This window comes from Anaeromassilibacillus sp. SJQ-5 (genome assembly GCF_054108045.1).
In genome coordinates this window covers 198770-212770 of record NZ_JBPJWQ010000001.1, presented here as the reverse complement: position 1 = coordinate 212770, position 14001 = coordinate 198770, and the positions used below count along the sequence as shown (strand labels likewise).

Below are 14001 nucleotides of genomic sequence, written 5' to 3'. Positions count from 1 at the left end.
CCTTTCTATATACTGTCAATTATCGATGGCTTCCGGGCATGGATTCATCTTCTGCCGTTTCATACACGCCCGCTTCCCGCACCTTGTCGTACATAACGCGTATATTCTCAAGCGGAGTACCCGGGGAGACGTTATTGGCGTCCCGCAGGACAAAGCGCCGGGTCACGTCCTTAACGGCGCGTATGATTCTGACGGTTTCCTCGGCCACCTCTTCCCGGCTGCCGCTCAGGAGGAGACTGGCGGTGGGGCCGCCCTGTATCTGGACGGCGGGCCCCAGCTCCTGCGCCACCTTCCGGTGGTCGATGGGGTATCCCGTGTCAAAGGAAACGACGTGCAGGCGCGCCGCCATTTCCCCGAACAGGTGCGAGGCGTTCCCGCACAGATGCACCGCATGATCCCCATCCGGATGGGCCAGCGCGTCGATGAGCTGTTTGTGGCACGGCATAACCCACTCCCGGTACATGGCGGGGGACAGCATGGCGATGCTGTCGTCGGCAAAGGCCAGGGATGGCTGTATCTCCGCCTGACCCAAATACCGGCGCCACGCCTTCAGCCGCTGAATGGTCGCCTGCGTCACAAAATCCAGGAGCTGACGGGCAAAATCGGGATCCTCATAGATGTCCAGGCAAAAGCGATCCGCCCCCCGCAGGTTGCAGGCCAGGGTAAAGGGGCCGTCGGTGTACAGCACCGAGGGAACCACCGGCGCGAGGGGCGCGCCCTTATAGACAAAGCCTTTTTCCCTTATGGCGTTAAACCGTTCCGTGTATTCCCGCGCTTTCGCCATCAGTCCGGAGAAGGGATCCGGCACGCCTTTTTCAAAGAGCAGATGCTTGCGGTCATCGTCCAGGAACGCCGCGCAGGCGGGGCAATTCCCGTCTCGAAATACGACAGGCGCGCCCAGCCAGGCGCTTTCATACACATTCTGAAAATCCACCGTAATGGACCAGCCCTCTTCCGGGACGCCCATCTCATGATCCGCCCACACATGGTGACGGACAAAATCCTGAAATTCCAGCTGGACGTGAAACATGACTTCCGGATCGGTAAAATACTGTTCAAAGGTAATCCCCTTGGGATTATAGCGGGGATCCAGCAGCAGATACCGCGGATTGACGCCGAGGATCATGGGCATCCGCTCCGGGCGGCCGCTATAGAACGTCCGCCATATCCGCTGTACCTCTTCGTTATGCGCGCGGAAATTTCCCTCCACACATCCCCCTCCCTTCTGTTAAAAAATCGGTGTTCCAGGGGGTGCAAAATGTACCATTTTGCACCCCCTGCCGAACCAGATCAGCCGCGCCGTTTTTGCCGCCGGCGGTACAGCAGCGGCAGCAGCAGGCTGGCCCCCGCCGCGGCGGTCAGGGCCAGCGGCTGTACGCCGACGCCGGTGTCAGGAGCCGGGCCGTCGTCGGAGGAGACGTTCGAGGAGGGATCCGACGGCTCCTTCGAGGTGTCGGAATCCGGCTGGCGGGCGGGCGCTTCGGCCAGCACGTCGTAGAGCTTCACTTCCCACGGGTTCCTGTATTGGCCCGGGAATTCAAAGATGACATACCGGGCGTCGGCGGGCAGCTTATCAACATAGAAATAGGCGAAATCATAACGGTGCTCCGACAAGTCGCCGCTTCCCAGGTAATAGGCCGGGGCAAACTCCCATTGGAAATCGGTGATTTCGTCCCAGACCACATTGTCCGCCGAGCTGTAAATCTTCGGCATGACCTCGTCGCCGGCCTCCTCCCGCTCGGCGTTGAGCACCGAGGCCTTCGGCATCCCGTGGCTGTCCAGATCCCACATGAGAGACATATAGTGCAGCTTGAAGGTCACACGGGAGCCCGGCGCCACCTCCCAGACAATGGCGTTATCCATGGATGCGCGGGTCGGGAACACCCGATCCAAGTCCCCATCCGGGAAGACGGCCCCGTCGTTGGCGAAAACACCGTCCCGGGGGATTTCTTCATACACGAACTCGGCCAGGCCCTCGAAATCATACACCAGCGAATCGTCCTCGCAGGTATCGTGGAAGCCGGGCTTCCAGGCCGGATCGGATTCCTTAGTTCCAGCGGTGCCGCGCAGGGTGGTGACGGCGATGTCCGTCCCTTTGGCGCACACCGGGAACACGGCGCGCAGCAGGGTGTCATACCGGCGGGTTTCCTCGATGACGTACGCAACCTTATAATAGTCGCTGTGTCCCACGCGGCCCAGTACCTTCACCTGTGCCTGGGCTTCGTCCAGCTCAAACCGGTTTTGCCCGGTCAGCAGCTGCAGACGGCTGTTCTCCTTGACGGTGGGCGCGTCCCCCGCCGTCAGCGTATCCTTATGCTGATAGGCGATCAGCGCCACCTTGGAACGGGAGCCGATGGTCCAGCTCAGGCTAGACGATACGTCGCCATGCTGCCGGACAAGAACCGCGTCGCCGGGATCCGTCGTGCCGACGGACACCCCGTTGGGCGCCTGTACCCGGAAGTTCTCCAGCAGGGAAGGCTCCGCCTTGCTCAGATCACCGCAGTCATCAATGACCGGCAGATCAGCCAGATCGCCTTCCGCCACCGGCTCGGCATCCGCCAGGCCCGAAACGGGCAGCTCCGCCCGAATGGATTTGATGGAGGGAATCCAAGTCCACGTGAACCCCTCTTCCGGCGCCACCTCGACCCCATTCACCGTACCCGCGTGGATATAGTTGGGGAAGCAGATGCGTACCATGCCATGACCCTCCGGCATTTTATCGATACCGTAGATCACTTTATCGAAGGTTCGGTCGATGTAGGCGCCGTCCACATACCCAAAGCCGGGATAGACGGCCATTTTCGCCTCCGCCTGCGTCCAGGTTTTGCCGTCGGCGGAGGTGTATACCTTAAACGCGCCCTGGGACTGGCAGGCTTCGTCCAGCGTGCCGGGCAGGATAACCCCGTCCTCATTGCGTTTCCATATGATGTCCACCAGGTAGGTTTCCATGGTGACGCGGGAATTCAGCGGTACCTGATAATCAACCCACAGCTCCTTCTGATCGTCCTCCGGCCAATAGGTGCGCATCACGCCCATCAGGTCGTCGTCCCGGCGGAAATCCTTCAGCTCTCCCTGGCCGGGTGAGAAAATTCCCCATTCGTCGTTGAAGAAAACCACGTCGCAGCGCCCGTTGGGCCGAATAGAGGTATCCATGGGATCCGAGAACACCTCGGCGTAATCCGAAGAGTGATCGGCGGTACCCTGGCTTTTCAGCTCGGACAAATAGACGGTTTCACCGGTTTTAAAGGCTACCTTCAGATATTTGGTATAGGCGGGCGCGCTCTTTCCCCAGAAGCTGACCAGCTTCTGGCTGCCGTAAGCGCCCAGCGGCAGAACCTCATCCATTTCCAGCGGCGTCCAGTTGAACCGATCGGTGCTGGTATAAAACGCCGGGGCCTTGTCCTGGGGCACGCCGCCGTTTTCATCCAGCAGGGTTTTGGGATAATACAGAGCCAGCACCGGCTGCTGCCCGGCGGAGAACTCCCAGGTGAGCTCGTTGGTCAGCTTGTAAACCGCGCTGGAAAAGGACAGCACATCGTCGTTGTCCCGGAACATCGCCTCGTCCTCGCCGCCGGGGCGAAGGGTGTATCCCGTCTTGTGCAGCACGCTGCTCAACCGGCTGACGTCCTTGAAGGAATCCACCGTGTCCAACGCGTCGAAGCGGGCGAGGTTGGCCGTCTCCTCCTGCGCGGATTTGAGCTGCTGCGCCCGCATGGAGGTGAGGAACAGCATCCAGGCGGAGGCTTCGTAGCCCGCCACATCCTTATAATTGGGCATTTCGATGCGCAGATAGGTGTGGCCGGCCGGCATCTCGTCCAGGCACAGGATCACCTTGTCCCAGCCGCGGATGGGATAGTTGCCGCTCGCATCCGCCGCCCCGCACGGGCCGGCATAGGCGGCGATTTTGGTGTTTTCCGCCACTGTCCAGGTCCGGTTATCCGCGGAAGTGGACAGACGGAAGAAGCGATCGCCGAATTTTTCATCCAGCGTCCCCACCTCGGGAAGGCCTTTGTCGTTCTTTTTCCATATCTCTGTGAAGATATAGCCTTCGGCCAGCACCTTGCTGCCCGCCGGAATCTGATAGGTGACATAGGAGTGGGAGTTTTCTACCGGCCAGTAGGTGGCGATGGCGTTCGTCCTGCCCTGGGCGTCGATGTCGGCTTTCTCCACCTGGCCAACGTAATCGTTATCCTTGGGGTACACGTCTTCGCTTGTCGCGATGGCCTTGCTCATCATGCTGGCGTCCGTCCCGTCGGAGAACACGTCGCCGTAAAGGGTATCGGTGCTGCCGCCGCTCTGCCGCAGCTCAGCCACGCACACGTTGCCCTCCAGGGGGAAGCGCACCTTCAGATACCGGGAGCCTTCCGGCGTTTCGTCAATCCAATGGGCGGTCAGGATCATAAAGTTGTTGTAGCAGCCCAGCCGCTGGGAGCGGCTGAGGGCGACGGGCGTCCAGTTCACCCGATCCTCACTGACGAAAAACTCCGGCATATTCTCCGGCTTCGGCACGGCCCAGTCGGTCATACCCCAGGGATAATACATAGTCAGCGCGATCTTGGCCTTGGCGCGTATTTCCCAGGTCATCTCATTTTTCAAGCCATAGACCGTGTCGTCGCTGAAAAACAGGCAGGCGTCTCCCTCGGCGAAATAGGGACTGTCATCGTCGCGGAAGGTCAGGCCCTGGCTATACTTAATGCTAAGGAATTGGCTGGCATCGTGGAGATCGTCTGCGACCTCCAGCTTGTTGAATTCTGTCCAATCGTCGGTTTCGTAGCTGGGAGGCGGATCTTCCGCCAGGGTAATCAGCGGCGCCATGACGCTTACCAGCAGCGTCAGGATCAGCAGGGGAATACCAACTCGTTTGCAGTAGGACTTCATGCCTTTTTCCTCCTTAAAGTATGATGTGAGCAACGCGATATTGCACAGCCCATTCGCTGTCTACTCCATTCGTCTTCCAGGTGAGTTTCGGCGGCGCACCCATACCAGCGCGCCCGTCCCGGCCCCGGCGGCGGCCACGACGCCCGCCAGAACCCACCAAATCACGGCGGAGCTCGTATGTTGAGCGGCGGCGGTTGTGGCGTTACTGCCGGTGGTGGTGGGCAAACCGGTGACCGCAGAGGCGGTGGTGAGCGGCGCTTCGCTCGCCGTCGCCGCTTGCGTTGGGGAGGTGGGCGCGGTGGTAACGGCCGCGCCGCTTGTAGTCGTGGGTTGGGAGGCGGCTGTGGGCTGCGTGGTCGTGACGCGGGGCGCAGCCGTCGTTCTCTTCACCGCTTCTTCCATGGCGGCCAACCGCTTTTTCTGCTGGTCGGTGACAAGCGCGGCCTGCCGCTCGCTGAATTGGCCCAGCGTAAAGCGCAGCGCTTCCACCTCGGAGGCATAGCCGGCGTCGGGATTTGACGGCAGCGCGTCGAGGCGCGCGCTCCACTGCCGGACAATGCCGGGGTCGTATCGTTGGGAGAGGACGTCGGCAAAGGCCGCGGCCAGCTGCGCATACCCGTCATTGTTCGGGTGGACGCCGTCGCAGTACCAGTCGGCGTGTCCCTTGGTCAGCTGATTGACGTCGATGACCTCGCAGCCGGTTTGGCGGGCGGCCTCCTTTTGCAGCGGAACCACCTCGCCCGTGACCACCTCGTCGGTAATGCCGTCCAGCGCCTGCGGAACCGTGGCCGACGTGGCGACATACACCCGCGGCTTGGATTCCAGCTTCTGGTAGACCTGAATAAGCTCCACCAAGTCCGGAACATACTGCTCCTTTTTGGCCCAGTTCTGCGGCTTGGAGTCGTTGGTGCCCAGCATGATGATCACGATGTGCGGATTGCAGGTGCGGCTTTCCCGGTAGCGGCTCTGTTTCCTATAGGAAAAGTCGCCGGACTTGAGCAGCGTCGTGCCGCCAGAGCCGCAATTGTGCACCTCGTAGCGTTCGCCCAGCAGCTTCTGCAGCTGCGCAGGATAGCTGTACAGAACCGGCGACGTCGCGCCGATCCCCTCGGTGATACTGTCCCCCACACAGGCCACCACATAGCGTTCCGGCACCGCTTCGGCCGCCTGTCCGTGCCACCCGATGGTCAGTGCCACAGCGCTTATCCCGGCGGCGAACCGTTTCCACAGACCTTTCATGTCTGTTCTCCTTTCCCCGCGCCTGGCCAGGCGCTATTCGACATATCCTTCCATCCGCCGCGCGGCGGATTCCATGGCAGGCAGCTCCGAACACGGCGCGCTTAGATAAAAATAGGCGATGCTGCTGAAATCGTCGCCAACCCGTTCGTACAGGCCTATATCGTTTTCCAGATCGAAGAAGGCGCCGCCGCCGGGCTTGTATACCTGGATGCCCCGTTCCCCAAACGTCTGCCGGAGCTCCGGCGTCATAAACCCCAGCTGCTGAATGGTCAGCCGGATATCCTTTTCAAAATACAGCGGATCGGGGATGTGGAAGCGGTAAAAGCTGGCCATCCCCTCCCGGCAGTGCAAGCACCCCTGATACCATCCGGAAAACTCCCCCATCGCCCAGGAGGTGCCGATATAGTCCTCGGATCCCGTTCCGCATAGGGTGGGATAGGTATCGTCGCCGTCGATGTAAGCCTTTACCTCGCCCTCGCCCCACCAGCCCGGTAAATCCGGGTTGGCACGTACGGTCATCGCCGTGCCGAGGTATCTGCCGTTTCCCCGCACGAGCGGGAGAATGGTGTAGTCCTCCAGCAGCTTAGTGGTGTGTTCCCGGTTATAAAATGCATGGAAATAGAGGGTGCCCTCCGTGAACGGATCGCCCAGTGTGTAATCCACTTCATAGAACACATTCGCTATATCGTGCGCCGACTCGTTGGTGATAACCACCCGCATACCGCTTTGAAAGGGCATGGGAATAGTGCAGACGAAGCTGCGCCCTTCCGTTGTGGTAAAGGCGGCGCAGTCCACCGGAATCAGGCGGCCGGGGACATGGAGAAAAAAGTCCCCCAGCGGCACCGAAACCGCCGGTTTTTCACAGCCGTCCCAAAAGATCTCCAGTTTCAATCCCTTCAGGCAATAGGTCTTGTCATAGTCCTGCACCGCCATCCATATCCGCCGCAGCACGCCGCTGCGCCCTTCCGTCTCCGCCATAACAAAGGAGCAGCCCGCGCCGAGGCCGGTGCAGGGGCAGCCCTTACGGCCCTGGCCGCGCATGGCTGCGCGGCCCTTTTCCCCCCGGGGGTTTTCACAGGTGGCCCAGCGGGTTTCAACCCCCGCCGGTTTTTGATACCAGGCGTCAATCATGCGTCTTCCTCCTGTCTGCCGATAAGGCTTCGGACAACGCATGGGCAAAGGCCCCGGCCAGATGCGCATAGCCCTCGTCGCTTGGGTGAATGCCGTCGACCGTCCACGCCTCATGCCCCCTGGTCAGGGCGTTAATATCTATCACGCGGCAGCCTGTATGCCGGGCAGCCTCTTTCTGCAAAGGGACGATTTCCCCGCTGACCACGCCGTCGGTGATGCCGTCAATGCTTTGGAACACGACGGGCGAAGTCGCCACATAAACCTGGGGACGGGACGGCAGGCTCTGATACGTTCGGATCATCTCGGTCAATTCAGAGAGATACCACTCCTGGAAGCGCCAATTCTGCGGCTTGGAATCATTGGTGCCCAGCATGAGGAGCACCACGTCGCATGGGCAGGCAAGGCTGGCCGCATACCGCTCCTGCCGTATGTAGGGATAATCGCCTTCCGCGAGCAGGGTCATACCGCTGGCTCCATAGTTATGGACGGCATACCCTTCGCCCAGCAGCCCTTGCAGCTGCGCCGGGTAGCTGTATTGGTCGGCGCGGGTCGCGCCGATTCCTTCGGTGATGCTGTCCCCCACGCAGGCTACCACAACCGGAACCGTGCCGCCTTTTATCGATTGTTCCATATCGGATTTCCTCCGTTCTCCGCGGGAATAGCCGCCGGTGCATTCCGCACATTCAACCAGGAAATATACCAGGCTCCATCCCGACCACAGCTGGCAAAGTCCAGCAGGCGGACGGTTTCCCCGGCGGTATTTTTTACCGTAGCGGTCAGCCAATGGTCTTTACTGCCGCTTTCCACGCTCCAATTTTCCAGAGCCTGCCGCTCAAAAACGCAGGCGTCGACATCCGTACCGGAAGCCCCCGTATCCAGCGCCAGCAATAGCGGCCCATGATACACGGAGGTACGGCCGCTGACTGCCCCGCCGCCCGTCCAATAGTGCGGCGACATATCCAATGAAAGGAACAGGACGTCCCCGCTTTTCCAGGCGCGTTCCATGGTATAGTACAGGCCGGAACGCACCCCGGTCTGCACCACGCCGTTGACCGAAAGCGCCGTCGCCGCCGACCAGCAGGGGATGCGGATATGCAGCGGGAACGTTTCGGGTTCGTCCAATTCTAAGGTGATAGTCACCGCGCCGTCCCGGGGATAGGCGGACTCCTCGGTCAGATGGATGCGCCGGCCGGCCGGCGTACGGGCCGCTATAGCGCAGGGACCGTAAAAGTTCAGGTACAAGCCGGTTTCATCCGAAAAAGCCGCCCATTCCGCCACCTGGGACAACCCGCGGCTGCCGTTGGCCTGGCAGCAGTTCATATCACGGGCCCCCTCGATGGTCTGCCATCTTAAGGTGACGTCGGCGCCGATGCGCTGGCCGTTCATGGGCACATCGTATGTAAAAATATAGTCGTTCTGCGTCAGGCTTCCCAACGCGGCGTTAAAAAACGACAGCTCCAGCTCATCGGCTGCGCAGGACATATGGCTCAATTTGAGATAGTCGGTGCTCAGGGCCATCCAGGCCACGGTACAACATGTCTCGATGGGCTCCAGGCGATAGGGATCCCCGACGGCCCCCTCGCTGGAGGAAAAGCCGCCGTCGTTGTGCCTGTCCGTGCGCGCGATGCTCCGCCATATGTTTTCCAGCGCCGTGTAATACTCCGTTCTGCCGGTGGCCCGGTACAGCTCCGCCAGCGTCATGACGCCGTGCAGCGCCTCCCAGCGTTTCTTTTCCATAGCGTAAAAGTCCTTGCCGGCCAGCGCATCCTGGAACCAGTTGCCGCAGCCTTCCTTGGACCACTCGGCCACCACGCTTTCCGCCGCGGTCAGATACGCCTGACGCCCCGTCTCCCGGTATAAAAGGGCGAACGCATGCCCTATCGTCAGGTTCATCTCGGTCTCACCGGCGGAGGAAAAGGGGCGATCGCCCGCAATAAAGTAAGCGTATACGCTGTCCGCCGCTTTTATCGCTATATCCAGCGCCGCGGTATCCCCTGTGGCGGCATACCATTGATGCAGGCCATAGATACAGTGGTAGTGGCCCCACACATCCCAAAGCATCGCGTGCTCCCACTGAAACACGGCCATCGTGTCCTCGTGCATGGGGCCGTTAAACCGACGTTCCTTCGGATGCGGGCCCAAATACCCGTCGTCTCCCTGCAGGGCTTTCAAACGTTCTACCAGCTCCCGTCCGGCTCTGAGAGTCTCCGAATCCCCGCTCATGCGATAGGTCAGCGCCATACCGGTCAGGATTTTCCCCGGATATTCCCCGAACCACGGGACAATGCAGCGGGGATGGGCATCTCTTTCACGAAACACCTCAAACAGAGCCGGATTGTTCTCCCACACATGATGCAGCCATACTGCCTCATTATTTTTCAGGCGATCTCCTAAATATCCAGCTATTTTAAATGAGTAGATCTGACTAATATTGGGCAATCTTTCAGTATGACCGCCGTGCGCCGCCGTTGTATACACCCTCATTCCCCCAAATCGTTTTATAGCTCTTCCTTCGCTTTTTCCGCCCAGTTCTTATATTCCGACGGGGTCATCCCCATCTGATGCCGGAAGGCCCGGCTGAACGCATGAATAGACTGATAGCCCGTCTGCTCCGACACCTCCGTAACACTCAAGCCCTGGCGGAGGCGATCGGCGGCCTGTTCAAATTTTCGCCGCATGAAATACGCCTGCAGCGATTCCCCCATGACCGCGGTAAACCGTTTGGCAATATGCGAATAACTGTAGCCGAACATATCGCATAGGTCGCCGAGTTTATGAATAGAAGCAGCTTCTAGATCAATATAATTGATCACGTCGTAAACCAGCTTTTCACTGTTGTTGCGCTCGTTTTCGGCAGAATAGGCAACAAATTTTTGCTGGCTGAAGGCCCGAAAAGTATGCGTCAAAATATCGTTGATGTAGCTCTCCAACAGCAGATCCGTAAAAGCGTCGTTAATAATAACCTCATTAAACAGCCGGAGGAACGCCTCCTGTACGCCCGGCGCATTTTCCACCGTAACATTCGCGTCGTTATCAAAAAGGGCTTTCAACTTACTATAAGCCGGCAATGTCAGATCCTTAAAATCAAAACCGAGATAAAAATATCGAAAGCCGGAGGCCTTATCTCCCTGCATCTCGTGGATGTCGTTGATGCGATGGATAAAGACGTTTCCTGGCTTTCCCTCATACCATTTATCCCGAACGCGAATATGGCCAAGACCGGAAGCAATAAAAGTAACTTCATAGACAAACTGACGGTGTCGCTCCACATAGTAATCGCCGATACAGCTCAAATCTCCAATTTGATACAGCCAATATGGCCCAATCTGCTTCTGCAAATTTTTGTTATCAAAATGAAATCGTTTTTGGCTGGTAAGCATGCCTTTACCTCCTTGACAATTTTATTATAGACTTAACAAAGTCTAATGTATTTGATGAAATGCGGACAAAAAAGTAACCATATTGACGGTCTTTCCCACTGGAAATTCTTTTGTTATAGTAAAATTGTAAAAGCCATCCCATTCAAGTTTTTCCGTGAAGAAGCTCTGTTTTCACGTCTTTTTGAACCAAAAAGCATGCCTTTGCCCTATTGCAGGAGCGGCTCTCGTATACACCGCTGTAAGAGTTTATCCCATCGCCAACTTCGTATCTCTTTCACAAGCGCTTCGATGAGACGGTCATTCCCGTCGGAATCAATCTGCCCATAATCATTTTAGCAGCGAACCCAAGCAAATGGACAAAGAACTACTGCAACACCAACGCGAGGAAAGGTAGACAAAACGCAAAAAAGCAAGGTTCCGCCTGAGAAATCAGGTAGAACCTTGCTTTTTGTGCTCTTTAAGCGAGCTCCGAAAGAATGAAATTGACGAGACCACATTCAGAAAGGAGAAAGCTCAAATACAGACTCAATGGATTCGATGAAAGAACTTACACATATTTTCCTCTTGTCTCGTCTTAACACGCATTTTTTTACAGCTCCTTTAATAGAGCATAAAATTGACTTCACTTATTAAAATAGTTATAATATATAATGAAACATCCTTGCATGAGGCGTTTTTTCATAAATTCTCCTTCATCTGCAAAAAAGTGCCGTGCGTAATCTGCCTTGTATATCGAGAGCCGTAAATATAAGAAAATTCAAGAAGGGATGCTGGACAGCAATGAAGGAAATTATCCGCACCTTTTATTCACCCGATAAAAATGATATTCCTCCTTTTTATTTGGAAATGGCCGGGATATCCTATTGCGATGGTAGCTACTGGATGCAGCGGAAATGCAGCACCGAAACCGTTTTCGAATACGTAACTGCGGGCAGAGGCAATTTAATCGTCAATGGAGAAAGCTATGAAGCTTCCGCCGGAAATATCTGGCTGCTTCGGCAAAAAACCGAGCATTACTACCGTTCCTCCGCGGATGATCCGTGGATTAAAATTTTCTTCAATATTCGTGGCCCGTTGGCGGAACAAATCATTAACGAATACCCGATCAAAGATAAGGTCATTTTTGATGGCGTCGGATTCGAAGATGAGTTTCATGAAATGCTCCAGAATTTGAAGGATGAGTATACCCCTCAAACCGAACTTTTTAACCAGACGGCTATCTGGTTTCTCCGGATGGTTATTCGCCTGTCGGACAATCTTAATTCCCAAAAGAATTCCTCGGAAATGAATCGGCTGAAGGAGTACATTTCTCTCCATCTCGACCGAATCGTTAGCAATGATGAATTGGCTAAAGTTATTTTCCGCTCAAAAGATTACTGCATCAAAAATTTTCGAAAGGCTTTCGGCGTCACTCCTTATGAATATCAAATTTCAAAAAAGATAACGACGGCCAAGAATCTGCTGCGTAACACCTATCTGTCCATCGGGGAAATCGCCTTGCGGCTTGGCTACGACGATCAACATTATTTCTCTCATTTGTTTAAAAAACGATACGGGGTTTCCCCCTCCGAATACCGCCAGTTTCATCACTAATTCTGTGCGTCTGCCTTCAGGGCATAAAACCGGAACGGAGCCTGTCCGTCCCGGTTTTTCTGCACCCTTTATTCTTCTGTAAAAAGGATTCCTGACATGGGCACAACGATTTCCTGCAGCGGCGCGGAAATAATCCCATTCTCTATCTCTTCGCCCAAACAGTTCACCACCCGATAACGACGGCCAGCCGCGCCCTTCACATACAGGGCCTTTTTGGGCGAAACGTTCACCGCTACCGTTTCCGCCGCGGTACACGCTACCACCGGATCGGTATAGACGGAAACCACCTCCCGGCGTCCAAGCCGGGCGCGGGCCTGGCTGTAATACCCCTCCGGGCTATCGGCGGAAATAGCGCCGTCCAGCAGGGTTTCCCGGTACCGCATCCAAAAATTCATATAAAATTGAAGCATCTGCTTGTGAGCCGGCGGCAGTGTTTTTATCCTGACGGATATTTGCGGAACGCCATACAGCACACTAGCGAACTGGAGGGCCGCCGCTTCCGGGCTTTCTTCCGGGCTCCACATCAGCATATCCGAATGGACGGCCGTCCTGCCGGAGGTGAGCCGCAGGTTGAGGATATCTTGGCGATTGCGCAGGGCGTCGGCGGGGCAATCGCTCACCCGTAGCATATTACCGTATTGCCGTATGGCCGGCCCTACATAGGCCTGGCGGAACTCAATGAGAATATCCGGGCGAATGGCGGTAAGTTCCCGCTTCACCTCCTGCATCAGCGTATCAACGGCCTCCTCCAGCGAGAGATAATCCCGCCGAGCGTCCGGCTTCAGGGCCCCCTCGCCAAGGGTGAAGGCGTCGATAAAATCCAGCTTCAGGCCATCCAAATCCCAATCCGCCACGGCCCTTTTATAAGTATCCGTCAGGAACTCCCGCACCTCTTTATACCGGGGATCCAGCACGCCCTCGTGTAGCATTTTATCCCGGAACTTATGGTAATTTTGCGAACGTTTACCCATAAAAGGGACGGAATACCACAGCATCACGGCCATATCCATTTCATGCAGCCTGTGGACGAGAGCCTGCATATCGGGGATTTTGGCGCGGCACAGCTGCCAGTCGCCGCAATAGTCATAACCCCGGCTGTTATCGGCAGTCTGCCAGCCGTCGTCAATAATCACCGTACGCATCCCCATGGCGCGTGACAAGACGCACTCCTCCAGGATTTCCTCAGCGGACAGCTCCTGATGGAAGCTGTACCACAGGGAGTCCATGGGCATCCTGGCCCGCTCCGGCGACAGGGCGGGCGTATAGCCACAGGCGGTTTCCCACCAGCGAACGCTGTCCGCAACGGACTGGTCATAGGGCAGCTGACGGAAATCCAGGCGGATGATCGTCTGATATTCCGTAATCGGCGTGGTAGGCTGGGTGAAAAATTCCACCGTGCATTCCAGCTCGCCGGTTTCCTCCCGGATACCTGTGTAAATACCGACGGGGAGCCGTACCTCAGACAGGGTGACGTTCAGGCGATTTCTCCCGTCACGGGAGAGCAGGCAATGCAAAGGCATCCATTCCGCCAGGCGGGAATGGGTTTCCTGCCGACGCCAATTAACGCCGGGGCCGCGAAAGTCCCGGACAGAAGGGCTGAATACCGAATAGCAGCCGCAGCCCTGCACCATAAAATCCACCCGGATTTTTTCCGGGACAGCTTCCTCCGCCAGAACGACATGAAGGGCGGCGTACAGGATCTCCCCTTCCCATTTTTCTGAGAGGGTGCAGCTGGCGTTTCGATTTCCGCCAGACAGCTTAAATTTCATCGATTTATCTC

General features: G+C 57.0%; 9 protein-coding genes. 1 reads left to right on the top strand and 8 read right to left on the bottom strand.

Annotated elements, in window-relative coordinates:
- Positions 1-19: 19 nt before the first annotated feature.
- The 7 genes from ACSAMM_RS00875 to ACSAMM_RS00845 form a co-directional block, all read right to left on the bottom strand.
- Positions 20-1210 (bottom strand): uroporphyrinogen decarboxylase family protein, encoded by a 1191-nt coding sequence (locus tag ACSAMM_RS00875; protein ID WP_457789094.1) that lies wholly within the window; start codon positions 1208-1210, stop codon positions 20-22.
- Positions 1211-1290: 80 nt separating this feature from the next.
- Positions 1291-4878: a hypothetical protein gene (locus ACSAMM_RS00870; RefSeq protein ID WP_457789092.1), complete on the bottom strand. Its 3588-nt coding sequence runs from the start codon at positions 4876-4878 to the stop codon at positions 1291-1293.
- 60 nt (positions 4879-4938) lie between these two features.
- A complete protein-coding gene (locus ACSAMM_RS00865; protein ID WP_457789090.1) occupies positions 4939-6117 on the bottom strand; it encodes a GDSL-type esterase/lipase family protein in 1179 nt (392 codons plus the stop codon).
- Between the two features lie 33 nt (positions 6118-6150).
- Positions 6151-7248 carry a glycoside hydrolase family 172 protein gene (locus tag ACSAMM_RS00860; RefSeq protein WP_457789088.1) on the bottom strand — a complete coding sequence of 366 codons (1098 nt, stop codon included), beginning with the start codon at positions 7246-7248 and terminating at the stop codon, positions 6151-6153.
- The gene (locus ACSAMM_RS00855) at positions 7241-7879 is read right to left on the bottom strand and encodes a GDSL-type esterase/lipase family protein (RefSeq protein ID WP_457789086.1); all 639 of its coding nucleotides are present in this window, start codon (positions 7877-7879) and stop codon (positions 7241-7243) included. The genes ACSAMM_RS00860 and ACSAMM_RS00855 overlap by 8 nt, the downstream gene beginning before the upstream one ends.
- Positions 7864-9597 (bottom strand): beta-L-arabinofuranosidase domain-containing protein, encoded by a 1734-nt coding sequence (locus tag ACSAMM_RS00850; RefSeq protein WP_457789085.1) that lies wholly within the window; start codon positions 9595-9597, stop codon positions 7864-7866. The genes ACSAMM_RS00855 and ACSAMM_RS00850 overlap by 16 nt, the downstream gene beginning before the upstream one ends.
- 149 nt (positions 9598-9746) lie before the next feature.
- The gene (locus ACSAMM_RS00845; RefSeq protein ID WP_457789083.1) at positions 9747-10628 is read right to left on the bottom strand and encodes a helix-turn-helix domain-containing protein; all 882 of its coding nucleotides are present in this window, start codon (positions 10626-10628) and stop codon (positions 9747-9749) included.
- Positions 10629-11408: 780 nt separating this feature from the next.
- Here ACSAMM_RS00845 and ACSAMM_RS00840 point away from each other — a divergent pair.
- Positions 11409-12221: a helix-turn-helix domain-containing protein gene (locus ACSAMM_RS00840; RefSeq protein ID WP_178725476.1), complete on the top strand. Its 813-nt coding sequence runs from the start codon at positions 11409-11411 to the stop codon at positions 12219-12221.
- Positions 12222-12289: 68 nt separating this feature from the next.
- Here ACSAMM_RS00840 and ACSAMM_RS00835 read toward each other — a convergent pair whose 3' ends face one another.
- Entirely contained in the window at positions 12290-13990 is a 1701-nt protein-coding gene (locus tag ACSAMM_RS00835; RefSeq protein ID WP_457789081.1) for a glycoside hydrolase family 36 protein, read from the bottom strand.
- Positions 13991-14001: the final 11 nt, after the last annotated feature.